The organism is Asaia spathodeae NBRC 105894 (genome assembly GCF_025994195.1).
Classification (GTDB): domain Bacteria; phylum Pseudomonadota; class Alphaproteobacteria; order Acetobacterales; family Acetobacteraceae; genus Asaia; species Asaia siamensis.
In genome coordinates this window covers 52,666-76,324 of sequence record NZ_BAPY01000072.1, presented here as the reverse complement: position 1 = coordinate 76,324, position 23,659 = coordinate 52,666, and the positions used below count along the sequence as shown (strand labels likewise).

General features: G+C 60.1%; 20 protein-coding genes and 1 tRNA gene. 10 read left to right on the top strand and 11 right to left on the bottom strand.

Features of this window, described 5'->3' with window-relative positions; all coding sequences use genetic code 11:
* Nucleotides 1-9: 9 nt before the first annotated feature.
* The 5 genes from AA105894_RS14100 to argC form a co-directional block, all read right to left on the bottom strand.
* The gene (locus tag AA105894_RS14100) at nt 10-1,155 is read right to left on the bottom strand and encodes an ATP phosphoribosyltransferase regulatory subunit (protein WP_267312321.1); all 1,146 of its coding nucleotides are present in this window, start codon (nt 1,153-1,155) and stop codon (nt 10-12) included.
* Nucleotides 1,152-2,312: a phosphoserine transaminase gene (locus AA105894_RS14095; protein WP_267312320.1), complete on the bottom strand. Its 1,161-nt coding sequence runs from the start codon at nt 2,310-2,312 to the stop codon at nt 1,152-1,154. The genes AA105894_RS14100 and AA105894_RS14095 overlap by 4 nt, the downstream gene beginning before the upstream one ends.
* A 102-nt stretch (nt 2,313-2,414) precedes the next feature.
* A tRNA-Leu gene (locus AA105894_RS14090) sits at nt 2,415-2,498 on the bottom strand.
* A 57-nt stretch (nt 2,499-2,555) separates the two neighbouring features.
* Nucleotides 2,556-4,514 carry a sensor domain-containing protein gene (locus AA105894_RS14085; protein ID WP_267312319.1) on the bottom strand — a complete coding sequence of 653 codons (1,959 nt, stop codon included), beginning with the start codon at nt 4,512-4,514 and terminating at the stop codon, nt 2,556-2,558.
* 247 nt (nt 4,515-4,761) lie between these two features.
* Nucleotides 4,762-5,667, bottom strand: coding sequence for an N-acetyl-gamma-glutamyl-phosphate reductase (argC, locus tag AA105894_RS14080; RefSeq protein WP_267312318.1), 906 nt, complete (start codon nt 5,665-5,667; stop codon nt 4,762-4,764).
* A gap of 67 nt (nt 5,668-5,734) precedes the next feature.
* On the opposite strand from argC, the gene AA105894_RS14075 reads away from it, so the two are divergent.
* The 4 genes from AA105894_RS14075 to AA105894_RS14060 all read left to right on the top strand — a co-directional run bounded on the left by AA105894_RS14075 (nt 5,735) and on the right by AA105894_RS14060 (nt 9,815).
* Nucleotides 5,735-7,111 carry an amino acid permease gene (locus AA105894_RS14075; protein ID WP_267312317.1) on the top strand — a complete coding sequence of 459 codons (1,377 nt, stop codon included), beginning with the start codon at nt 5,735-5,737 and terminating at the stop codon, nt 7,109-7,111.
* A 38-nt stretch (nt 7,112-7,149) separates the two neighbouring features.
* A complete protein-coding gene (locus tag AA105894_RS14070; protein WP_267312316.1) occupies nt 7,150-7,944 on the top strand; it encodes a class I SAM-dependent methyltransferase in 795 nt (264 codons plus the stop codon).
* An 83-nt stretch (nt 7,945-8,027) separates the two neighbouring features.
* On the top strand, nt 8,028-8,816 hold the full coding sequence (gene mazG, locus AA105894_RS14065; protein ID WP_267312315.1) for a nucleoside triphosphate pyrophosphohydrolase: 789 nt from the start codon (nt 8,028-8,030) through the stop codon (nt 8,814-8,816).
* A gap of 108 nt (nt 8,817-8,924) precedes the next feature.
* Nucleotides 8,925-9,815 (top strand): AraC family transcriptional regulator, encoded by an 891-nt coding sequence (locus AA105894_RS14060; protein ID WP_267312314.1) that lies wholly within the window; start codon nt 8,925-8,927, stop codon nt 9,813-9,815.
* A gap of 36 nt (nt 9,816-9,851) precedes the next feature.
* Here AA105894_RS14060 and AA105894_RS14055 read toward each other — a convergent pair whose 3' ends face one another.
* Both AA105894_RS14055 and AA105894_RS14050 read right to left on the bottom strand, forming a co-directional pair.
* The gene (locus tag AA105894_RS14055) at nt 9,852-11,111 is read right to left on the bottom strand and encodes an autotransporter strand-loop-strand O-heptosyltransferase (protein WP_267312313.1); all 1,260 of its coding nucleotides are present in this window, start codon (nt 11,109-11,111) and stop codon (nt 9,852-9,854) included.
* A gap of 247 nt (nt 11,112-11,358) precedes the next feature.
* Nucleotides 11,359-11,979 (bottom strand): TetR/AcrR family transcriptional regulator, encoded by a 621-nt coding sequence (locus AA105894_RS14050; RefSeq protein WP_267312312.1) that lies wholly within the window; start codon nt 11,977-11,979, stop codon nt 11,359-11,361.
* Between the two features lie 161 nt (nt 11,980-12,140).
* Here AA105894_RS14050 and AA105894_RS14045 point away from each other — a divergent pair, with 161 nt between their 5' ends.
* Nucleotides 12,141-12,887, top strand: a complete 747-nt coding sequence (locus AA105894_RS14045; RefSeq protein ID WP_188426175.1) for a glucose 1-dehydrogenase — start codon at nt 12,141-12,143, stop codon at nt 12,885-12,887.
* Between the two features lie 51 nt (nt 12,888-12,938).
* Here AA105894_RS14045 and AA105894_RS14040 read toward each other — a convergent pair whose 3' ends face one another.
* Both AA105894_RS14040 and AA105894_RS14035 read right to left on the bottom strand, forming a co-directional pair.
* Nucleotides 12,939-14,723 (bottom strand): DUF885 domain-containing protein, encoded by a 1,785-nt coding sequence (locus tag AA105894_RS14040; RefSeq protein WP_267312311.1) that lies wholly within the window; start codon nt 14,721-14,723, stop codon nt 12,939-12,941.
* 40 nt (nt 14,724-14,763) lie between these two features.
* Nucleotides 14,764-16,281: an FAD-dependent monooxygenase gene (locus AA105894_RS14035; RefSeq protein ID WP_267312310.1), complete on the bottom strand. Its 1,518-nt coding sequence runs from the start codon at nt 16,279-16,281 to the stop codon at nt 14,764-14,766.
* A gap of 50 nt (nt 16,282-16,331) precedes the next feature.
* On the opposite strand from AA105894_RS14035, the gene AA105894_RS14030 reads away from it, so the two are divergent.
* The 4 genes from AA105894_RS14030 to AA105894_RS14015 all read left to right on the top strand — a co-directional run bounded on the left by AA105894_RS14030 (nt 16,332) and on the right by AA105894_RS14015 (nt 20,286).
* Entirely contained in the window at nt 16,332-16,958 is a 627-nt protein-coding gene (locus tag AA105894_RS14030) for a TetR/AcrR family transcriptional regulator (RefSeq protein ID WP_267312309.1), read from the top strand.
* A 122-nt stretch (nt 16,959-17,080) separates the two neighbouring features.
* Entirely contained in the window at nt 17,081-18,034 is a 954-nt protein-coding gene (locus AA105894_RS14025) for a metallophosphoesterase family protein (RefSeq protein WP_267312308.1), read from the top strand.
* Nucleotides 18,035-18,175: 141 nt separating this feature from the next.
* Nucleotides 18,176-19,453, top strand: a complete 1,278-nt coding sequence (locus tag AA105894_RS14020; protein ID WP_267312307.1) for an anthranilate synthase component I family protein — start codon at nt 18,176-18,178, stop codon at nt 19,451-19,453.
* Nucleotides 19,450-20,286: an aminotransferase class IV gene (locus AA105894_RS14015; protein ID WP_267312306.1), complete on the top strand. Its 837-nt coding sequence runs from the start codon at nt 19,450-19,452 to the stop codon at nt 20,284-20,286. Before AA105894_RS14020 ends, AA105894_RS14015 begins: the two co-directional genes overlap by 4 nt.
* Before the next feature lie 169 nt (nt 20,287-20,455).
* Here the strand turns inward: AA105894_RS14015 and cls are convergent, their stop codons facing one another.
* Together cls and AA105894_RS14005 are read right to left on the bottom strand one after the other, a co-directional pair.
* The gene (cls, locus tag AA105894_RS14010; RefSeq protein WP_267312305.1) at nt 20,456-21,913 is read right to left on the bottom strand and encodes a cardiolipin synthase; all 1,458 of its coding nucleotides are present in this window, start codon (nt 21,911-21,913) and stop codon (nt 20,456-20,458) included.
* 42 nt (nt 21,914-21,955) lie between these two features.
* Nucleotides 21,956-22,498 (bottom strand): hypothetical protein, encoded by a 543-nt coding sequence (locus tag AA105894_RS14005; RefSeq protein ID WP_188426186.1) that lies wholly within the window; start codon nt 22,496-22,498, stop codon nt 21,956-21,958.
* Nucleotides 22,499-22,740: 242 nt separating this feature from the next.
* Here AA105894_RS14005 and AA105894_RS14000 point away from each other — a divergent pair, with 242 nt between their 5' ends.
* Nucleotides 22,741-23,658: a cytochrome ubiquinol oxidase subunit II gene (locus AA105894_RS14000; RefSeq protein ID WP_267312304.1), complete on the top strand. Its 918-nt coding sequence runs from the start codon at nt 22,741-22,743 to the stop codon at nt 23,656-23,658.
* Nucleotide 23,659: the final 1 nt, after the last annotated feature.

The window sequence follows — 23,659 nt, the reverse complement described above, 5'->3', positions numbered from 1 at the left end:
CTTATCCCTTTACAGCGTGATGAGTTCGTCAGCGACGAAAATGAAAGTGCAATTGAGGCGACGGGCCTCGGCAGGCAGATCGTCGACCGTGTCGAGACCGGCTACCGTGGCATAGCCCTCTGCGCGCAGGCGGGCCGCGCCAGCTGAGTCCTGCATTTCAGCGGCCACATAGACGCGCGGACGCAGGACGATCGGCCGGGCGGCACGAAGCAGGATTTCAGGACGGAAGGTGAGACCGCAAGCCGGTTCCTCACCCTGTGCCTGATACCGTCCGCCACGCCCCAGTTCTTCCCGCTGGCTCCTGGCGAAAACGGTCATGCAGATACCGGTGTGATACTGCCAGCCGCGAAACTCGGCTGGATCGACCGTCAGACGCAGTTGCGGCGCACGCATATGCAGGGCGCGCACAACGGCGACCAGCCGATCGGCGTGCAGCCTGATTTCAGGAGGCAGATCGATCGTCTCGAGAATGGCCAGTGCCGCATCCGAAGGACCACATGCCTCGACAAGAGCGGTCAGCACCGAAGCCACCGGCCCGCCAAGCTCGGCAACAGCAGCAATGTCCTTGCGATCAAGCGCATGCACCAGCGCAGCACGTCGGGCCCCTGTATAGCCCGACAGGCCGACCAGTGCCTGAACCAGCGCCGGGCAGGAGAGATCGAAGGAGTATTCCTCGACACCCAGCTTCTCGAGCGCCTCTGCGGCAATCAGCACAACTTCGCAATCGGCTTCGACGGAATCAGCCCCGATCAGCTCGATCCCGGCCTGACTGATCTGACGCTGGCCTTCACGGCCTGGCGTGCCGACCAGAATGCATGACCCGGCATAGGAGAGGCGCAGCGGACGCGCCGTTGCTGCCAGACGCGTTGCGGCAATGCGTGCAATCTGTGTGGTCATGTCCGGGCGCAGCGCCATCATACGACGCGATTCCGGGTCCATCAGGCGAAAAGTCTGTTCCTCGAGCGCCTGACCGGCACCATGCAGCAGAGATGTCTCGAATTCGAGCAAGGGCGGGCGGACGCGCTCATAGCCATGAGCGGCGAACACTTCCATCACGGATTCGATCCCCTGCGCCTCGGCCTCGGCCTCGTGCTGCAGCAGGTCGATAAACCCCGAGGGGAGAAGGGCTGTATCGGGCTCGTCGGTCAGTTTCATACGCTGTATTCCATCCTGACGCTTTCATAGGCCCAGTCGAGCCACGGGAGAAGCGCCTCGATATCGTCGGTCTCGACCGTGGCCCCACCCCAGATCCGCAGGCCCGGCGGCGCATCGCGATACGAGGCGAGATCGAAACCCGCCCCTTCATCCGCAATCAGGCCAGTCAGGGTCTTCACGATCTTCTGCTGGGTTGCGATATCCTGTTCGGCAAACCAGGGGGCGACGATGCGCAGACAGATCGACGTGGTCGAACGCTGGCTGGGCTCGGCGGCAAGGAATTCCACCCAGTCGGTCTGCGCGACCCAGCGCGCAACGGCCTCGAAATTGGCCCGGGAACGGATCTTGAGCGCCTTGAGACCGCCAATGGCATCGGCCCATCTCAGCCCGTCCAGCGCATCTTCAACACACAGCATCGAGGGCGTATTGATCGTGTCGCCCGAGAAGATCGCGTCGATCAGCCCCTTCTTGTTGGTAAGGCGAAAGATCTTGGGAAGCGGGCGTGGCGAGGCCTGTTCGAGCCGGGCAACGGCACGGGGGCTGAGCGCGATCATGCCGTGAGCGGCCTCTCCACCCAGCGCCTTCTGCCACGACCAGGTCACGACATCGAGACGATCCCATGGCAGATCCATGGCAAAAGCAGCCGAGGTCGCATCGCAGATTACAAGTCCGTCGTGCTGCGCCGGAATGGCATCTGCCCCCGGCACACAGACCCCAGAAGTGGTGCCATTCCAGGTCAGGACCACGTCATGCGACCAGTCGACCGTCGATAGATCAGGCAGCGCCCCATAAGGCGCTTCATGCACCGTCAGGGCGTCGAGCTTGAGCACGTCGCGCAGATCCTGCGCCCAGAGCCCGGAGAAACTCTCGAATGACAGCACATCGACGGGGCGTTCGCCCGCCAGGGCCCAGAGGATCATTTCGACGGCACCGGTATCCGATGCAGGCACGATCCCGATCTTCCAGTCGCCCGGGGCCTCAAGCAGGCTATGCGAGCGGTCGATGACTTCCTTGAGCCGCGCCCTGCCCTCTGGCGCGCGATGCGACCGCCCGAGCAGCGCGCCATCGAGCGCGTTCAGCGTCCAGCCCGGGCGCTTTGCGCAAGGGCCTGACGAAAAGAACGGTCGGGCGGGTTTTCTGACAGGGCGTTGGGGCATGATGAGTCCGGCAAACTGAAAGAAAGTTCGCGAGATATGCCGGAGGCAGGCCCAAAGGCGCAAGTCATGGCCCGGTCAATAGCATGTTTTCGATGAAAAATATGGTACGAGAGGGGGGATTCGAACCCCCATGCCTTGCGGCGGTCGATTTTGAGCCGACTACGTCTACCGTTCCGTCACTCTCGCATGATGGGCGAATTGTTAGCGAGGTTCAGGAAAAAAGGCAACGGATACCCGGCAGGGTCACAAATCGAAACGCCTCGACCCGGCCAGCAGATGCGCAAACCCTGTTGACGCCACTGGAGATGAAAACAGGAAGCCCTGACCTGTAGGGCAGCCGATGCGGCGCAACAGGGCAAGCTGGGCCTCGGTCTCGATCCCCTCGGCCACCACATCGACCGATACCGCCTCACCAAAACGAATGATCGCCTCGACAATCACCTCCATGGATGATTCAGAGCAGATCTTGCGAATGAAACTGCGATCGATCTTGATGGACGAGACGGGAAAATCCCGCAGGAAGCCGAGAGACGAATAGCCCGTACCAAAATCATCAAGCGTGATCCGCACGCCTGCCCGGCGCAACAGCGCCAGAGCACGATGAATGTAATGCTCACTGTTCTGGTAGAGAACATGCTCGGTCAGTTCGAGCTCGATCAGTCTGGCAGACAGTCCGTGGCTATCGAGCCGCGCCAGAAGCTTTTCGGCGTAATCGTCCTGCATGAATTCGACCGGCGCGACATTGATCGAAATCGGCGGCGGCATGAGCCCCGCGCTGCGCCACAGGGCGATATCCTCGAAAACACATTCCTGAACACGCGCCGAAACACGGCTCGCCAGATCATAATTGCGGAAAATCTCTGGAAATGCGTCAGGACCGCTGGAGAGATCGCTACGTCCATGCCAGCGCATCAGGGCCTCGGCCCCCGTGATGTGACCGTCGGACAATCTGACCTTTGCCTGATAGGCAGGGTAGATCTGGTCCTGATCCAGCATCTGTCGCACAGAATTGGTCTGGGCAGTCACGCCATTGCCGCGCTGCGCCATGCCGACATGGTAGAGGCGAAAACCGCCTCGTCCATGCGCCTTGACATCATGGAGCGCAAGCAGGGCTGCCTGCCTGAGTTGCGAGAACCCCTCGCCGTCCTGGGGATAAAGCGCCGCACCGATGCTGAGGCCGAATCTCACCTGCCTGTTGCCAAGCCTGAGTGGCAGATCGATGAAACTGAGCAGGGCCTGGGCATGTCCGGCCAAGGTCGATGCGGAGACATCGCCCGTCAGAAGCGCCGAAAACTCATCATCACCCGTACGCGCTGCGTCGCCCTCATGGGCGGTTACGAGGCTAAGCCGGTCAGCGACGAGCTTCAGCACCTGATCGCCGACATCACGCCCGTAGACATCGTTCAGATCGCCCAGATAGTCGATATCGACAAGCAGAAACCCAAGCGTCTGACCTTCCGCTGCGGCCAATGCCAGCGCCTGTTCGAAACGCAGATCAAAGCCAGCGCGATCGCAAAGCCCGGTCAGCTCATCCTTGCCATCCCGCCCGACAGCCCGCGCTGCCAGTTCCCTGCCAAGAGTGCGAAAAGCCCTGCGCGCCGTGTAGGAGGCCGATCGCGCTGCCAGAAGAGACGATGCATGCTCTTTCTCGCGCTCCTCACACGGCTCGTCAGCAGGTTCAGCAGATGGGCCGGGGCTCACAAGTGGCATTGTGACGTCGGGACGCGTGGGAAGCGTATCGAGCCCGGTATCGATCTGAACGCCTGGTAATGCCCGCGCCGGACCACCAACGGGCACTTCGCTCCGGGAAAGGCGGGGAAGAAGGAGAGGAAAATCGGGTTCCGGATGGCAGAACAAAATCCAGCCACCGCCCTCCGTATCGCCCATTTTCTGCCAGTGGAGGTTGGTCCTGACAGGAGCCCCTCCGGAATGCCGAAGCGTTACATTATCATGGACGCAGCACTCAGCCGGAGCGACGCAGTGTTCGGGAAGGCAGGAAACTGGCCCGGAGGTTTCAAGCAGATCCGTCCAGACGACAGCACCGCATCTGGTATCGATCCCTGAAAACCTTTCCCAGCTGCGATTGAGATAGGAGATTCTTCCATCGGCCTCGACATGACAGACGAGCAGAGGGAGCCAGTCGAGCACATGCCCGGCGCGATCCGGTCTTGTCTCCCCAGTCACTCCTCTCATATGCGCCATGCCCTTTCGACCCATTCGAACCGGACCCGTCGCCCGAGAGAAAGCCTTAAGGGACTATAGGTCTGGATTGATGACCAGAACGTAACTTCCAAATGCGCCACCATGTGGCGATTAACGCCTTGTTTTCACTGCGCTACCCGCGACATACCGCATAAAAACCATCAACGCACCCACTCTTTGGGAAAGATCTCCCGCATCAGGCAACATACTGATATCGCGGGAGTTCTCTTCCGGTTGCGTCAGCTGTTCAGTCTTTGATGCCCCCCATGAGGCGGATGTTCTGCAAAGCGGCACCAGCAGCGCCCTTGCCCAGATTATCGAGACTGGCCGTCAGCAGCACATGCCGCCATTTCTCGTTGCCATGCACACGCAGCGCCATCTCGTCGCGATCGGCCAGAGCTGCGGCGTCTAGACGGGCCAGATCGGCCGAAGCCAGAGAGACGTAGTCCGATCCTTCGTAATAGGCGCGCAGGCAGGCCTCGATGTCGGAGACGCGCACATAGCCGGGCAGATCGGCCAGCTGCAGCGGAATCGAAACGATCATGCCTTGCGCGAAATGACCGATCGAGGGCACGAAGAGCGGACGGCGTTTCAGACCCGCATAAGCCATGATCTCGGGTACATGCTTGTGCTCGAGCCCAAGCCCGTACAATTCGAAAGCGGGACCACCATGCGCTTCATGGGCCTCGATCTCGCTGCGACCGCCACCGCTATAGCCGCTGACGGCATTGATGGTGATCGGGTGATCGGCGGGCACCAGTCCGGCATCGACCAGAGGGCGCAGCAACCCGATCACACCGGTCGGGTAGCATCCGGGATTGGCAACGTGACGGGCCGAAGCGATACGGTCGGCCTGAGCCGAGTCGAGTTCGGGAAAGCCATATTCCCAATCTGCGGCAACGCGATGAGCGGTGCTGGCATCAAGGATTTTCACATTATCGAGACCGGCAGCCAGCGCTACCGCCTCGCGCGCCGCATCATCGGGAAGGCACAGCACGACAATATCGGCTGCCTGCATCATCTCGAGGCGTGCCTGCGGGTCTTTGCGCTTTGCAGGATCGATGGAGAGAACCTCGACTGGCAGGGCGCGCAGGCGGTCCCTAATGCCCAGCCCGGTCGTTCCTGCCTCACCGTCGATGAAGACCCGTGTCATCAATTCATTCCTTCACTAAAATATTCCATCTGGACGAAGTAAGCATTTACATGGCTTTGTCCAATGCATGATGGATAAAGATAAACTTTCACCCCAAGGTTTTTCTCAAATAGGTGAGCCACCGCTCCTGCATGGTGGCAAGCTCAAGGACCGCCATATTGCCATGATTGCCCTTGGCGGTGTCATCGGCGCGGGTCTCTTCATAGGCAGTTCTGCCGCCATTGCTGCTGCCGGGCCTGCTATCCTGCTCACCTATATGGGCACCGGTCTTCTGGTTGTCATCGTGATTCGCATGCTGGGCGAGATGCTGCTGGCGCGCCCCGGTATCGGCACTTTCATCGACTGCATTCGCACGGCTCATGGCAACTGGGCAGGGTTCCTGTCCGGCTGGCTGTACTGGCTGTTCTGGGTGGTCACGATCGGCGCCGAAGCCATTGGCGGGGCCATCGCCATGCAGGACTGGGTCAATCTGCCCGTCTGGGTTCTGGCGCCCTTTCTCATCATCGCCGTCAACCTGATCAATCTCGTTTCGGTGCGCGTATTCGGCGAATGCGAATTCTGGCTTTCTCTCATCAAGGTGGCCACCATTATTGCCTTCTGCGCGCTCGGCCTGCTCAGCCTCAGCCATTTCGTCGGGCCGCATCCGAAGATTATTCATAATGTCTTCAACCATGATGGGCTCTTTCCGCATGGCTGGGGAGCCATTCTCGCAACGGTCCCGACCGTACTGTTCTCGATGATCGGCTCTGAATCCGCGACGGTTGCCGCTGCGGAGTCAGAGAATGCGGAAGAAAACCTTGCGCGCGTCACCCGCACCATCGGCGTGCGTGTCACGCTTTTCTATCTGCTCTCTGTCGTGCTCATCCTGACACTCGTGCCATGGACGTCGATCGAACCCGGCTATTCGCCCTTCGTGACCGTCATGCGTCATATCGGCGTACCCGGCGCGGCGACACTGATGCAGATCGTGGTTTTCACAGCCATTCTCTCCTGCCTGAATTCGAGCATCTACATCACATCGCGCACCCTGCTGGGCCTCGCGGAACTGCACGACGCCCCCAAATGGTTCGCAACCCTCTCGCGCAGCCATGTGCCTCAGCGCGCCGTCACTTTCTCGAGCCTTATCGGGCTTGTGGTCGCCTTCTGCTCGATCCTCTCTCCCAAGCTGATCTTCGCCTTCCTGCTTGGCGCAACCGGCGCGGTCATGCTGCTGATCTACGGGCTGATCGTGTCGTCCCATCGCGTCTTCCGTCTGGCCGACCCGCAGAACCGCGTCTTCACCCTGCCCTTCGGCACAGTACTCAATCTTGGCACGCTTGCTGCCATCGGTCTGGTGGTCATTGCCATGCTGGTACAGGCAGACGGACGTCAGACCATCATTGCCAGCCTCGTGAGCGTTGCGGCCATCCTTGGGCTGTATGCCTTGTGCCGCAAAGGCAGATAAGCCAGAGTTCCGTTTCCCCCTTTTTCAGGATGACCGGTATGACACCTCGTTCCACCCTCGCCCTCATCCTGACAGGGCTGGCCCTGACACCGGTCGCTGCAGTGCATGCGCAAAATGCGTCTGACGCTGCGACGGCACTGCCATCGGCTGCAGTTCTGGCCTCACCTGCCCGCCCCGATGCCGATCGCGCCAAGGATGCCCAGCGCAAGCCTTTCGATCTGCTCGCCCTCACGCCGCTGCCCAAGGGCGCGGCAGTTGCCGATCTGATGCCCGGAAGCGGTTACTTCACCCGGCTGCTCAGTCTCGAACTCGGCGCGTCAGGCCATGTCTATGCGGTCATTCCCGCCGAAATGGTGGCGCGCCATCCGCAGATACCGCAAATGGCACAGGCCATTGCCGCCAATCCTGCTTTTGCCAATGTCTCGGTGGTTGTCACACCGATCGTCGATTTCAAGGTAGCCCAGCCCCTTGACCTTGTCTGGACCTCGCAGAACTACCATGACGTCTATGGCGGGATGGGGCCGGAAACAGCCCTGCATATGGATCAGGCGATCTATCAGGCTCTCAAGCCGGGGGGGATTTTCATGGTGATCGATCATGTTGCCCTGGCTGGCACAGGGACAACCGCCCCCACAACACTGCATCGCATCGACCCCGATCTCATCGTCAAGCAGGTTGAGTCGGCCGGTTTCCGTCTCGTTACCAGCAGCCCTGCGCTGCACAACCCTGGCGATACCCACACCCTGCCGGTCTTCGACAAGTCGATCCGCGGGTGTACCGATCAGGTTGTGCTGAAATTCCAGAAGCCTCTGAAGCAGGATCACGATAACTGAGCCGAAACTCTTCCGAGGCAGGTGACCTGCGGAGCGGGCGCAGCCTATAATCTGCGTCGTCCATTCCGAGACCGGAGCCTGTCTTGAACGCTGCAGAAGAACTCGACCGCCTTCTTTCCATCATGATCCGTCTGCGCGATCCGCAAACAGGCTGTGCCTGGGACAGGGTACAGACACACGAGACCATTGCTCCCTTCGCCATTGAAGAAGCCTATGAAGTCATGGATGCGATCGCCCGGGAGGACTGGCAGGCGCTTCCTGACGAACTCGGTGATCTGCTGCTCCAGGTCGTCTACCAGGCGCGTATTGCCGAAGAGGCCGGACGGTTCGATTTTGCAGAAGTCGCGCGCCAGATCAGCGACAAGATGGTGCGCCGTCATCCTCATGTCTTTGCCGAAGCCGAACTCGATGCTGATCTGTGGGAGCGCAACAAGCAGGCCGAGCGCGCGGCAAAGGCGGAATATGGGCTTCTTGCCGGTATCGCGCCTGCCCTGCCCGCCCTGATCAGGGCCGAGAAACTGGGCAAACGCGCCGCACGCGTCGGGTTTGACTGGGACACGCCCGAGCAGGTTCTGGAAAAGATCAACGAAGAGCTTGAAGAAGTACGCGCCGAACTACCCCTTGGCGACAAGACCCGTCTCGAGGATGAGATCGGCGACGTGCTCTTTACGGTCGCCAGCCTGGCCCGCAAGCTCGGTCTCGACCCGGAAGCCTGCCTAAGGCAGGGCAATGCCAAGTTCACCCGACGTATCGAAACCATGGAATCCGTACTGGCCGAAACCGGCAGCACTCTTGCCGATCTCGACCTTGCGGCGCAGGAAGCGCTCTGGCGCGAGGTCAAGATCAGGCTTGCCCAGGCAAAAACAGGCTGAAGACCGACCTCACCGGGAGGCATCGGCACCGCAGAAAAAAGCAGGATCGGACACGCGGCGCACGACAGAACCTGCTCAGAAGAGGCGTCCCTTTCGCAGGATGGCCCCATGACCGATGCCGCTGACAAAGCCCGCTCTCATTACCTCGCCCGTATGCGTCGGGCGCGTGACCATATCGACAGCCATCTCGACGAAGCGCTCGATCTCGACACAATCAGCGCCGTGGCATCATTTTCACCCGCCCATTTCCATCGACAGTTCAGGGCGCTTTTTGGCGTCACGCTGCATCGCTATATCCAGCTTGCGCGATTCAAGCGCGCTGCCACCCGGCTTGCCTATGGCAGCGAAAGCATCACGCGGATTGCGCTTGAGGCCGGATATGAAACGCCGCAGGCTTTCTCCCGCGCCTTTCGCCTTCGTGCGGGACAGATCCCCTCCTCCTTCCGCAAGAGCCCTGACTGGGCCGCGTGGGAGGCGAGTTGCACGGCACTCGATCTCGCAAGAAGCACCCTGATGACCCAGCATTATACGCTTGATGCCGTCACCATCCGGAAAGTCGCCGCAACACGCATTGCGGTCATGACCCATCAGGGGGCGCCGGAGGGTCTCGGGCAGACCATACAGCGCTTTATCGCCTGGCGCCGTGCCAATGGCCTGACCCCGCGTAACAGTGCCACCTATACGCTGCTCCCTGACGACCCGGCAACGACACCACCAGATCATTATCGTGTCGGGCTTTGCGTCGGCACAGACAAACCGTTTTCTGCTTTTGATGAGGCAATCGAGATCAGCAGCCTGTCCGCGGGGCGCTGTGCGGTGTTGCGTGTCACCGGCATAATCGACCATCTGGAAGAGGCCGCCACAGAACTCTATCAGCAATGGCTGCCCCAAAGCGGGGAAGAGATGCGTGATTTCCCGCTCTATTGCCAGCGTATCGCGTTCTTCCCGGAAGTGCCTGAGCACGAGTCAGTTGCCGAACTGTATCTGCCGCTCAAATGACAGGCGCCCCGAGAGGCGCCCGTCTTTGCCGCACTATCAGGCCTCCAGGGCCAGAGCGATGTTCTTGGTGACCACGTCTGTCGAGATCAGTTTGGAGCATTCGAACTGACGGTCGGTATTGGCATGACGGGGGCACCACAGAAAATTATTGTGATCAAACATGTGGCGCGGGTCGTTCCAGCATGAATTGCAGGCATGCCATGAGATGACACGCCATGGCGTGTGGAACTCGTTATTCGGATGGGTAAAACCAGAGATCAGAATGCTCTTGGTGCCGGTCGCCCAGGCAAGCCATGTAAGACCGGAACTCAGTCCGATAAACAGATCGGCATGCTTGAGCCAGCGCGCTCGCTCGCTCAGAGGTCGATTACCCGTTTCATCTTCAGCACCGTGGGGGATCTGGTTCCAGACAATCCCCGCGCCGCTATATGGTTTTTGATCGATACAGATCACGCGATAGCCGCGCTTCTTAAGATAGGCGATCACGCCAAGCCAGCCGCCCGGATTATTCCAGTATTTGCACTGTGCCGAAGCCTGGGTCGCGATGCAGACATAGGGCTCTTCGATCGGCCGCGTATCATCCTCGATCACGATTTTGGGCGGTTCTTCTGTGGGGTCGACGCCCAGAATATACCCTGCCGTGCGATGCAGCCCGACATAACGGAAATCGCAGGGCTGATGGATGTTATCGGTATCGTCGAAAAACAGACCGATATTATAGGTGGCGTAAATCTGCGAACGCAGCGGGCTTTTTTCCAGCTCTTCTCGCGTCGTAAGCTCGATCTCAGGATAGGCCTTGGCGAAAAGCGGAATGAAGACGCCAGCCAGGGAACAGATTACACGTGCCCCGCTCTTGGCAGCAAAGCGCGCCACATAGGGAAACCAGCCGAGCGTATCGCCGAGCGTACCGACCGGAAGCTGCACCAGCACAATCTTGCCACGCGCATCAAACTCATGGTGCAGTACGACAGTTTCCGTGCCGTCATCGGCAATGCGCTGTACATCGACCGCGAACCGTATGAAGAATTTCTTGGTCGAGGAGAGATGCCCCTCTTCGAGTTCGCCCTGAAAGATGATCGTCGAGTTATCAAGATCGGTCAGTGTGGCGCGCCAACGGCCGCCGGTTTTTTTCGGCAGAAGGACACGCGCGCCCCAGTTGAAATCAAAATGAATGCCCTGCCCCGCGTCATTTGTGGGCAGGTCTGGCGGCAGAACATAGGGATTCGGCATCGGGGAGGCCGCAGGTGCCGTCTGAGCCTCTGAGGTCGGGGCGTTGGCAGAGCTATCTGTGGACATGGGCCGCGTTTACGCCTTCTTAGCTGTTTCCATGAGATGAACGCAGACGGATACATCCCGGGTCGATTTTTTCCCCGTGATCCGAATAACCGACCCGTGTTCCGAACGGGCAGAAACGGGTGGCTCTATCTAAAACCCCGTTTGCCATTCTACAACGTAAGAATCTTTTTACACTCTTTCAAATCATATCGTTCAGCCACGTTCCTGCGCAGTCCTTGTTACTGTTGCACGACGTTTTTGTTTTGTGTCACTGCTTGAAAACAGACAGGGCCATATGGCCAATTTCGATCAGCTTTTCGCGGCTGGCCCCATCACGTGCCTGAATGCCGAGCCCCTGCATGACCGTGCTGAAATAACCGGCCAAAGCATCGAGATCGGTTGTGGGCGCCAGATCACCAGCCTCGACACCAAGGGCAAGGCGCTGCTTCATGGCGTCTTCCGCAAGGCGTCGCTGCTCGATCATCAATTCCTTCAGGCGACTTTGAGCAGGTGAGCACTGGGTCGCAGCACTCGCGATCATACATCCTGACGGGCTGTCACAACGCGTAAAGGCGCAGGCTGCCGCCTCGAAAAGGGCGCGAAAGGCCTCGGCTGTGGTCTGTCCCGTCTCAAGCGCTGCAACGAACCAGGCACCTGCCTGTCTGGCATAGGCGTCGATCGCCTCATGATAGAGCGCCTCCTTGCTGCCGAAACTGTTGTAGAAACTGGAGGCGCTGATACCCATGACAGCGGTCAAATCGTCAAAGCTCGTGCCTTCATAGCCACGATCCCAGAACAGACGCATGGCCGCCATGAGCGCAGTCTCTCGATCGAAGGAAGACGGGCGCCCACGCGCCTTACGCTGTGTCTGGATATTTTTTGTAACCATCGCTCCACAAATCCTTGAAACCGCCAGAACGCCCCTCATATGCATGATGTTGGAGCGATCACTCCACAAATAAAGTCGTTCTTTCTCTCTCTTTTCTCACCATCGCGTGTTCCCAGCTCAGGCAGTTGAGACGGACCCGCCACCAGACAGGTATCAGGATCATGAGCAAGCTTTCAGGAAAAGTCGCTGTCGTTACCGGTGCCTCCAAGGGGATCGGCACCGAAATTGCGCGAGCCCTGGCCGAGGCAGGCGCCTCTGTTGTCGTCAACTACGCGTCGAGCCGCGAAGGCGCCGACCAGATCGTTGCCGCCATCGGCGCTGCGGGCGGCAAGGCCGTTGCGGTTCAGGGGGATGTTTCCAAAAAGGCCGGGGCTGCCGCCATTATCGACAAGGCCATCAGCACGTTCGGGCGGCTGGACATCGTGGTCAATAATTCAGGTGTCTATGAATTTGCCGGGATAGAAGACATCACCGAAGAGCATTTTCATCGCCTGTTCGACATCAACGTGCTGGGCACGCTGCTCGTGACGCAGGCCGCAAGCCCGCATCTTCAGGCTGGCAGCAGCATCATCAATATCAGCTCGGTTGTCTCACGCATCACTCCGCCGAACAGCGCCGTCTATACAGGGACCAAGGGCGCCGTCGATGCCATTACCGGCTCTCTGGCAAAGGAGCTCGGCCCGCGCCAGATCAGGGTGAATGCCATCAATCCGGGTCTGATCAAGACCGAGGGCACGCAGACCGCCAGCGTCATCGGCTCGGAAATGGAGCAGGCCATCATCGCCCAGACACCGCTGGGCCGCACAGGAGAGGTGAAGGATATCGGTCCGCTTGCCGTGTTCCTCGCCTCGGAAGACTCACGCTGGCTGACAGGTGAGACGCTCATCGCGTCGGGTGGCCTGCGCTAAACCATTCAGGGCCGGTCACGGATGTCTTGTTCCGTGACCGGCCCGCCGGCCTTAACCGGCGCGCTGTCTTTCGGTTTCGATCCAGTTTTTCACGCGCTCGCGCAGCAGCGCCAGAGGCATTGCCCCCTCGTCCAGAACCAGATCGTGAAAACGTCTCTCGTCGAATTTCGCCCCGAGGGCTTTCTCCGCCTGATGACGCAGATCGAGAATGGTCAACTCGCCGATCTTGTATCCCAGCGCCTGACCCGGCCATGAAATATAGCGGTTGGTCTCGTTCTGGATGTTTTTCTCGGCCAGCGCGGTATTGTCTCGCAGGCAGGAGAGCGCCTGGTCACGCGACCAGTTCTTCCAGTGAATACCGACATCCATGACCAGTCGGCAGGCACGCCACATTTCCATCGAAAGCTGGCCGAAACGATCATACGGCGTCGGATAGAGGCCGATTTCGCTCACAAACTGCTCGGCGTAGAGCGCCCAGCCCTCGACAAAAGCCGTCGTGGCATAGTCGCGGCGAAAACCGGGCAGATCGGTCATCTCCTGTGCCAGGGCAATCTGGATATGATGGCCCGGCACCCCCTCATGAGCGACAAGGGACGGCAATTCGTAAAGCGGACGCTGGTCGAGATGCGAGGTGTTGATCATCAACCCGCCCGAAATGCCCAGAGCCGGACTGCCCGGATCATAACGACCCGTCGTGTATCCTTCTTCGATCGCACGCGGCACTTCGCGCACGCCATAGGTAAGGCGCGGCAGTTTGCCGATGACCCTTGGCAATTCACCGTCGATCTTCTTGGCCAGAAAACTCGCCTTTTCCATCAGGGCCTGACGGCTCGTGACGTAAAAGCGTGGATCCGCCTTGATGGTGGCGACAAAAGCCTTGAAATCACCGTGGAAGCCAACAGCGTCCATCTGGCTTTGCATTTCCTTGTGGATACGCGCGATTTCCGACTGACCCAACGCGAAGATCTGATCGGGGGTGAGCGTCGTGGTCGTCTCGCTTTTGACGAGATACGCATAATAGGCGCGCCCGTCAGGCAGGGAGGAGGCGCCAAGGCTGGTGCGACTGGCGGGCAGATACTCTGTCTCGAAAAACCGGGCCAGGGCCTGTTCGGCAGGCTTGATCTTCTCATGCACGATGCGCTCGCCCTCTGCCCGCAGCGACTGGCGCAGTGCTGCGGGCATGGCGGCAGGGAGCGTATCGAAAGGACGCAGAGCCGGATTTTCATTTTCCGGCAGTGCCGCCTGCGCCTTGACGGCACGCAGCGCAATCTCGGCGATGAGACGCGGCTGAACGAAATGCGTGGCGATGCCGCGACGCATGTTTTCTGTCTGCTGTAAATCATAGGCGGGAATACGGCTCATGCGCACCAGCCAATGCCGGGCATCGGCCTCGCTGCGCAGGGGCGTATTATCGGCCGCATAACCGATTTCCTGATAGAAACCCTCATCGCTCGTGAAGGGTATGCGCGACGGGTCGAATTTCTGACCTTCGATCGCCAGATCATTTTCCCACATCATCAGACGCGCATTGAGCAGAGCCTCGCCCTTGAGTGTGGCAAGGTCGAGATGTGCCAGACGGTCCCTGAAGGCCAGTCTCTGCTTCAGGCGCGCAGCTTCTGCGGCGGGGCTGTCATCAGGCCAGCGTTCCGCCGCATCCTGATCTCCACGCGACGCTGCCGAAACCGGATCGAGCGTCGCCGTAAAGCGATCATAGTCGCTGACGAGTGAGCCGACATCATCGGCATGCGCCGGAAGCGGCGCCAGAACCAGACCAATCCCCATCAGCAGGGCAACCCTGCGACCGGATAAGGATTTCTTCCTGAACAGTACGCGCATCCTGCCTCCTGACAAAACAATTCGCAGGCATAACGACCTGTCAGGAGCAGGGCGTCAATGCAGCACCCGGCAAATTACTTTCAAACCAGCGTGCCATGGCGTCATCCAGCCCGGACACGTCGTTCCCCTCTCCTGCCCAGGCAATGCAGCCATCGGGGCGGATCAGACAGGATGTTTTGCCTTCGCTTTCGCCCTGCGCGATGGAGGAGGGAAAGCGGCTTCTCCTGCCAGAAGCGACGCCCTGCGCCTGCAGGAAAACGCCCCGTCCGGTTGCCATCAGATCGTAGAGTTGTCGCCCGTCACAAAGCGGCTGATCGGCCACAAGCCGCCCGACGGCGTCGTGACTGCCTCCCAACGAATAGCGTAGTGTAAACCCCTTTATTCTGCTGCTGAGCGTCGCACTTTCTCCTTCGTCAGAGAGACGCTGAGCCATGAGCGCACGCAGCGCACGGGATTGCGGATCGGGACGCATGAGGGCGGTCTGGGCCAGCGTGTTGTCGAGAACCTCGCGCGCCACAGGGCGTCGTTCGGCCTCGTAGCTGTCGAGCAGCGTCTCGGGCATTCTGCCATTGACTACTGCCGCAAGCTTCCAGCCCAGATTGGCCGCATCAACGAGGCCCAGTCCGAGACCCTGCCCCCCGAAAGGGGGATGAATATGGGCAGCATCCCCCGCCAGAATGAGCCGTCCCTTTCGATAGGTATCAACGAGGCGCGTGTGATCCGCCCAGCAGCGCCCACCAGTAAACGCCTTGAGCGGAACAGGATGCCCACAGACGCGGGCAAGCGCCTCCTCCACCTGGGTTTGCGAAGGCGCGCGCAACTCCTTGGGCGAAGGTCCTGAGAAATCGACCATGAACAACCTGCCCGGCACCGGGCCATAGGCCAGTACGCCTCCGGGCTGCATCAGCCAGCCCGGAGGTGGCGTCTGATCCGGGTCGGCAAACTCGGCAAAGACCTGATAGAAGGCCAGGCTGGGCGCCGTACCGGGAAAGGCAAATTGCCCATGGCGGCGCATAAAACTGCGCCCTCCGTCGCATCCAATGGCATAGCGACAGGCAAGAGCCTCTTTGCGACCATCAGCGCCGTGGAGACTGAGTGTCACGCTCTCCTCATTCGACTGTACGTCCGTCACGGTGCAGGGGCGCCTGAGCGGAATGCCACGCTCTTGCACTTCGCTGAGCAGACACTCCTGCAAAAAGCGCTGGTCGATCAGCCTGGTCGGGCGGGCGCGATCAATGGGTTGGGTCAGAAGCGGGATACCGCCGAAATGCCCGGAGAAACGCGGCTTGCCTGCCTCATTGGTGCCCCAGCCGCCACGCTGCATGAACGGCGCCATGACAGCCCGTGTGTGCGCCTCCAGCGCGTCGAGTTGACTGGAAAACCCGCGACGCATCAGAGCCTCGGCGCCTAGCGGCCCAAGAGACAACGCCTTTTGCACCGTATCAGGCTCGGCCCGCGTTTCGAGCACCACGCAGTCAACACCCGCGATCGCCAGTTCGATTGCCAGAAGCAGCCCCACAGGCCCTGCCCCGATAATGGCGACGTCAACATGACTCATAGACCGAATCCATATTTGTACTGAGTATAGTTTTCTGATAGGGTCAGTTCATGTCAATCGGAAAAGACCGCCACAGCCGCCGACGCATGGCGACACGTCAGAAAATCTCGGATATCGCCACAGCACTCTTTGCCGAGCACGGCTTCGACAGGGTCACGATCGACACCATCGCCGAGGCTGCCGATGTCGGGCGCATGACGGTCTTCAACCATTTTGCCCGCAAGGAAGACCTGTTTTTCGATCGCGAGCCGGAGATACGCGCGCTTCTGCGCGAGACGCTCGCCCAATCGGCCCCGAAGCATCCGTTCGAGGCGTTGAGGCTATGCGCGCATCGCCTCATTGCCGAAGACGCGCCGTTTCTGCGCTTTACACCCCAAAGTCAGAGTTTCATCGTCACATTAAGCCAGAGCGAGACGCTCAAATCGCGGGCACGCGCCCTGCGCGATGAAATCACGACCGACGTGGCGCAAGGTACAGCCTCCGCTCTTGGCCTTCATTCGGGAACGCCACGCCTTCGCCTCGCAGCCACGCTGCTCGTTGCCGGATGGAGCCGCGCCTATAGCGAAGCTCAGAATTGTTTTGCTGCAGAAGGCACAAGCGACAAGGCACAGAACCTGTTTCTGAGCCTGATCAACATCACCACGAAAGCCGCCTTCCTGGCTCTGGAAGCAGACTGAAGCAGCGACAGCACAAACCTCTGCATATCGTCCGTTCCTGTCACTGAAACTTCACCCAATCCTATCTGGGACGCGTCTATTGCGAGGGGTCACACAACCTCTTCAGCAGACCGGGTGTCATCATGCTTCTCCCTCGGCGCCGTTTTCTTCGTTCAGCCGCGCTTGCCGGCCTCGCAACTGGCACGCTCGGCGTCAACAAAAGCGCCCTGGCTCTGGTGCCCCAGCGCCCAGCCCTGCTGCCTCATGACGACTTCACCTTCCTGTTTCTGACCGACACCCACATCCAGCCGGAGCTCAACGCGTCAAAAGGCTGCCTCGACTGCTTCAATCAGGCGCGCACCCACAAGGCGGATTTCACCCTGCAGGGTGGCGATCATGTTTTCGATGCGCTCGGCGTGCCGAAATCACGCGCGATGAGCCTGATGGATCTGTACAAGCAGACAGCCGATACGCTGGGTCATCAGGTCTATAATACCATGGGCAATCATGATTGCCTTGGCATCTATACGAAGAGCGGTATCGAGCCCTCAGATCCGCTTTATGGCAAGAAATACTATATCGATAATTTCGGCTCGCCCTATTATTCCTTCGACCATAAAGGCGTGCATTTCATCGTGCTCGACTCAATCGGCATCACGCCCGATCGCGCCTATGAGGGCTATATCGACCCGACCCAGCTTGCCTGGCTGAGCCATGATCTGTCGTCCATGCCCGTGGGTACGCCGGTCATCGTCTCGACCCATATTCCGCTCGTCACCGCAGTCGAGGAATACGCACCCCCGCCAAACAGGCCACCCGCTCATCTCGGGATACGCATAAAGAACGCCTATCAGGTGCTGGATCTCTTCGACCATTACAATGTGATCGGTGTCTTCCAGGGTCATACCCATGTGTACGAGACCGTCACCTGGCATGGTGTGCCCTATATCACCGGCGGCGCCGTATCGGGCAATTGGTGGCACGGCACGCGGCTTGGCACGCCAGAGGGCTATCTGAGCGTGCGTGTCGAAAAAGGCCGTGTCCTGCCTGAATATATCTCCTATGGCTTCAGGACGATCGACCCGAAAAACACCTGATCCGGGGAGCAGGCGCGCCGGCTCTCTGGACGACGGGGGAGCTGCGCGTTAAGGCCGATCCATGCGGCTTTTGCTCTCCCCCTCTCCGGTGACCATCGCAGCGCCACGCGCGTATTGCCATCATGACGGGCGCATCCGCTGATGCGCATCGAGGAACTGCCCTGGCGCTCGCCCGATGCCTTTATCGCGCATTATGGCGACGAGCCCTGGTCGGCGCTGCTCGATAGTGGCGGCCCGATCAATGAGCGCGCGCGATGGTCGTTTTTCTGCTCTCGCCCCTCGGCGACCCTGACTGGTAATACGGTCAGCGACTGGGCGCACCTGCCTGAGCTTCTACCCCCGAAAAGCGCCGAGCATACACTCCCTTTCAGCGGCGGTCTGATTGGTTTGGCCAGCTATGAAGCCGGTCTTGCGTTCGAGGGGATTCCCTCGCGTCATGCGCCGTTTATCCCCGGTCTGAGCGTGGCCCGCTATGATGGCGCCTATGTCTTCGACCGGCAGGAGAAGCGGCTTTTCTGGAGCAGCTATTGCGACGCCCCTCAACCGCTTGCCTTGCCGCAATGCTCTGCCCCTTCCGCCATACTCCCCACTCTGGATTTCATTCCCGATTTCGACCGCCGGGAATTCTGCGCAGCTTTGCGCGCCATCGTCTCGCGCATCAATAACGGTGAGCTGTTTCAGGCCAATCTGACGACGCAGTTTCGTGCCAGCATCGCACCGGCTCTCGCTGCCAGTGCTGTCTATCGCCGGGTGCGCCACGCCTCCCCTTCTCCCTTCGGGACCTTTTTCAATACGCCGGCCTTCGCCCTGCTCAGCGCCTCGGTCGAACGGTTTATCAGCATGGATGCTCAGGGGCGTATCGAGACGCGGCCGATCAAGGGCACAGCCCCCCTCGGCGCCACGCCTGCCGAAAATGCGCTGATCGCCAAGGCTCTGCGAGCGGATGAAAAGGAATATGCCGAAAACCTGATGATCACCGATCTCATGCGCAACGATATCGGTCGCGTCGCGCAACTCGGATCGGTAAACGTACCGGCGCTTTGCGCAGTCGAGCGCTTCACCCATGTGCATCATCTTGTCTCTGCCGTCACCGGATTGCTCGAAAACGGGCTCACGGCGCTAGATCTGCTGCGCGCCACCCTGCCGCCCGGCTCGGTGACCGGGGCGCCCAAACATCAGGCGTTGAAAGTGATCGATGCGACCGAGCGCAGCGCCCGTGGCGCCTATTGCGGTTCGCTGTTTCGCATTGGCGCCGATGGCGCCCTCGATAGCAGCGTGATCATCCGCAGCCTCGTGCTCAAACCCGGCAGCCTGACATTGGGGGCCGGGTGCGGCATCACCACGCTTTCGGACCCTGAGCGAGAATATGACGAGCTGTGCCTCAAGGCCGCTCCCCTGCTGGGGCTCTTCAAGCCATGAAATATGTCTGGCTCAATGACCGATTGGCCCCATCGGAAAACGCTTCCCTCGATTGTGCCGATCGGGGGTTTCTGCTGGGCGATGGCGTGTTCGAAACCATGCGGCTGCATGACGGCGTTCCTGTCCGGCTGGACGCGCATCTCAGGCGCCTGGCCGAGGGCGCCGCGCTGCTTCAGATCCCGCTCCCGGAGGAAGACCGGCTGCATCATGCGCTGGAGAGCCTCATCAAGGCCAATGGACACGTGTCCGGCTCGCTGAGGCTGACACTCACCCGTGGCGTGGGACCGCGCGGCCTTCTGCCGCCGCCCTCACCCCATCCGACTCTGCTCATCACCCAGGCCCTGCCTATGGCGGCCCCTGGCCCCTGCCGCCTACAGGTCAGCCGCTACCGGCGCGATGGCGCGTCGCCCCTAAGCCGGATAAAGCATCTGAATTATCTGCCGCAAATCCTGTCGCGCCTCGAAGCCGATCAGGCAGGCTATGACGATGCCCTGCTTCTCTCGGCCGACGGTGTGCATGTTGCAGAGGCCAGCGCCTCTACCCTGATCGTGCTGAGTGGCGGAAACCTGCAGACGCCGCGGCTGGAAGATGGCGCCCTGGCTGGCACGGCGCGTGCGACACTTGTCTCGGCAGGACTTTGCTCAGAGGCGCGCCTCAACCTCGATACATTGCTGCAGGCAGACGCCGCCTGGCTGATCAACAGCCTGTCCCTGAGAGAGATCAGCGCCGTTGGATCAACTCAGCTCAGGCAGGAGGCACGCTGGACAGCGCGTCTGAGAGATGCCCTGTTTCCCCGGACAACCGACAAAGCCCCCAACGGAAATTCATTCTGAAACACGCCTCGCCTGCCCGACGACAGGACACGACAACCGGGCTGGCGGGCTAGAGAAACGTATGGATTTTATCAAAGCCCCGACGGGACTGCCCCGCGCAACGACCGCACTCGCAGTATGGACCTCATGGCGACGATGACAAGAAATCGCTACCAGACAGAAACTCAACTCAGAGCACGGGCCCAATCATCGCCAGGGTGTTGTGCCAGAGGCGACGAGACCACGGCCAGGCGCGAACCGCCTCGAGCGTGATTTCGTTGGAGACATCAGTGTAACTCTGCTGCCGCGCCCGGATTTCGGCAGTGAAATCACGATCGCTGAACAGGATATTATTCTCGAAATTGAGGTCGAAGCTGCGCCGGTCGAGATTGGCAGAGCCGATCATGCCCATGCGCCCATCGAGCGTAAGCGCTTTGGTATGAAGGAGGCCAAGCGGGTATTCGAAGATACGCACGCCTGCTTCCAGCAATTCCTCATAATAGCTGCGGCTTGCGCCCGCTACGATCCATGAGTCATTGCGCGTGGGTACGGTCATCGTCACACGCACGCCGCGCCGGGCTGCCGCACAAAGCGCTGCCTGGATAGGCTCATCCGGCACATAATAGGGCGTGGTGATTGTCAGCTCTTCTGCCGAGGCATTCATCAGCGAGGTAAATACCTCAGGCATCGCAGCATAACGCAGGGCCGCGCTGGTCCCGATGACCTGCGCCACGAAGCCCTCGCGATCTTCAATGACCGGAGCGGATGCGAGAAGCGCACCGAGATCCTCATCGGTGTGTGCCATCCAGTCAGTGGCGAAAAGATGCTGGTTCTGCAGTACCACAGGCCCTTCGAAACGCGTCATGAGATCAACCCAGGGCGCGAAGCGCGCCTTGACGCGAAATTCCGGGTCGGCGCAGTTCTGACTGCCGCAATAGGTAAGGCGATTATCGATCACCACGATCTTGCGGTGATTGCGCATATCCATGCGCCCATGAAGCGGCCAGGTGAGGATATTGCCCATAGGCATGGCCCGCACCAGATGGGCACCCGCCTCCTGCATTTTCTTCCATGACGGGTGAGCGATCAGGCGGCGCGAGCCAAGATCGTCAGCCATTACGCGGCAGGTCACGCCACGCGAGGCCGCCCGGCAGATGGCGTCGATTATTTTTGTGCCGTTATGATCCGTCAGCCAGATATAGAAGCAGATATGCACATGGTCTTGCGCCGCATCGATATCGCGCACCATGGAATCGATGGCTGTATTGGAATCGGGCAGAAGACGCGCCCGGTTGCCTGCCTCAGGCGGATAGCCGCTGGCGGACTGGCCGACACGAAACAAGGGCGCCAGACGCGGCGGCAGATGGTATTTACCCTCGGCATCGATCAGGTCTTCGCTGCTCTTGCCCGGCACATGTAGGGTTTTGCGGGCTTCCGTGATGCGCGCCACGAGGCGGCGCCCCATATTGGTCTCGCCCAGCATGAGGTAGGCGAGCGTTCCCAGCACAGGCAGAGCTGCGATGATGGCCACCCAGGCCACACGGGAAGCCGGTTGCCGATGGGGACGCAACAAGGCGCGCCCGATGAACACCACCTGAACGGCGAAGCTCAGCAAGGCGCCAGTCAGGCGCCAGCCGGTCATTTCCATGAAAGCAGACCCTTATCCCAGCGTCTTGCGTCGCAGGACGGTTTATTGCGCTACGAGCTTTTCGGTTTTCTCGGGCAGAAGCCTGAAGCGCAGGCGCATCACCGAGGCCCCTACATGGGCACCGGAGATGTTCATCTTGAGATCAAGCTTCACGCCATACTGGTTTTCAAGCACGGCTGCCCCGACACCCGAGCCAATGGCGGCATCTGCCTTGACGGTCCAGTAGGTGCCATCGAACTGATCGAGACGTGCCAGATCCTTGACGGTGCCCGTGCCCTTGACCGTGATGTAGCCAAGAGAAGCGATGCCGCCCCCGCCGATCTCGAAGGGGATATCCCTGCCGTTATGATGCAAGACGCCCTTGCCCCATTCATACCCCAGCCCGCCACCGACTTCCTTGAGCGTGAAGCTGATTGTCGATTGCGTGGCAGGTGTCGCCGCAGGGGCAGCAGAAGACGCTGACGTGCCCGGCACAGGCGGCTTGGCAGCCATGCCAGACGCCGGGTTCGTCGCAGCCGAAGCCGTCAGGGGGACGAGGCAAAGGGACAGGGACGCGGCAAAAGCCGCAAAAGAACGTGGGAACATGACCTTCGCCTCCTTCTTGTTCGATCAGGCTTGCTGTTCAGACGTCACAGCGCTGCATGAGTTGCCTGTGCCTCACCTTACGCCTGAAACAGCCCCCTGCAAATCGGCCACTTCATCGCGTCTCGCTGATCACACGGGCATGCTGCGGACAAATGAAAAGACATTTTATGAAACAGAAGGGGAAACGCTGATCACGGTTTCGAGTTGTTAAACCCGACCCTTGCTCATGGAACAGACCGAACGTGACGAGAACCCGACCGATCGCTTCGGCCCTGCGCCATGGCCGATTTGCGCTGCTTCTTCCTGCCTTGCTTCTTGGCGGGTGTCAGGCAGACCACATCTCCTTTCTCGATCCGGCCGGGCCGATCGCGGCACTTCAGAAACATTGGTTTCTTCTGCTGTCAGGCGGGCTGCTTCTGGTGATCCTGCCCGTGCTGATCGGTGTTCCGCTCTGCCTCTGGCATTACCGCGCCTCCAATCGCAAGGCACGGTTTCTGCCGGACTGGGATTTCGCCCTTCCACTCGAATTTCTGGTCTGGGGCTTTCCTGCAGTTGTCGTCATTGCCTTCTCGCTCCTGGTCTGGGGGCCCGAGCGACGCTTCAGCCCCGAGCGTGCCATTGGTGATGCCCCGCCGCTGCAAGTCGAGGTGGTGGCCCTGAACTGGAAATGGCTTTTCATCTACCCTGAAGCGCATGTGGCAAGCCTCGATCACCTCGTGCTGCCGCAAGAGCGGGAGGTCGAATTCCACCTGACCTCGGACGCCACGATGCAGTCTTTCCTGATCCCCTCACTCGGCAGCCAGATCTACGCCATGGCGGGCATGGTGACGCATCTCCATCTTCAGGCAGACCGAACAGGTCGCCTGCTCGGCGAGAACACGCAGTTCAACGGCATGGGATTTCAGGATCAGAAATTCCCTGTCGATATCGTTTCTGCCGATCAGTTTGCGCAGTGGCTGACAAAGGCCGGCTCGAGCCCCCTGCAGCTCGATACACAGAGCTATGACGTCCTGCGTAGACAGGAAACCGGCCGCAAATCGGCTCAGACCCTTCTGCACGACCCAAAGGCCTCGGATGCGGTTTTCTCTTCGGTTCCAGACCGTTTCTTCCAAGGCATCGTGATGCATTACGACGCCTCGATGCTCCCTCATTCCGGCTGAT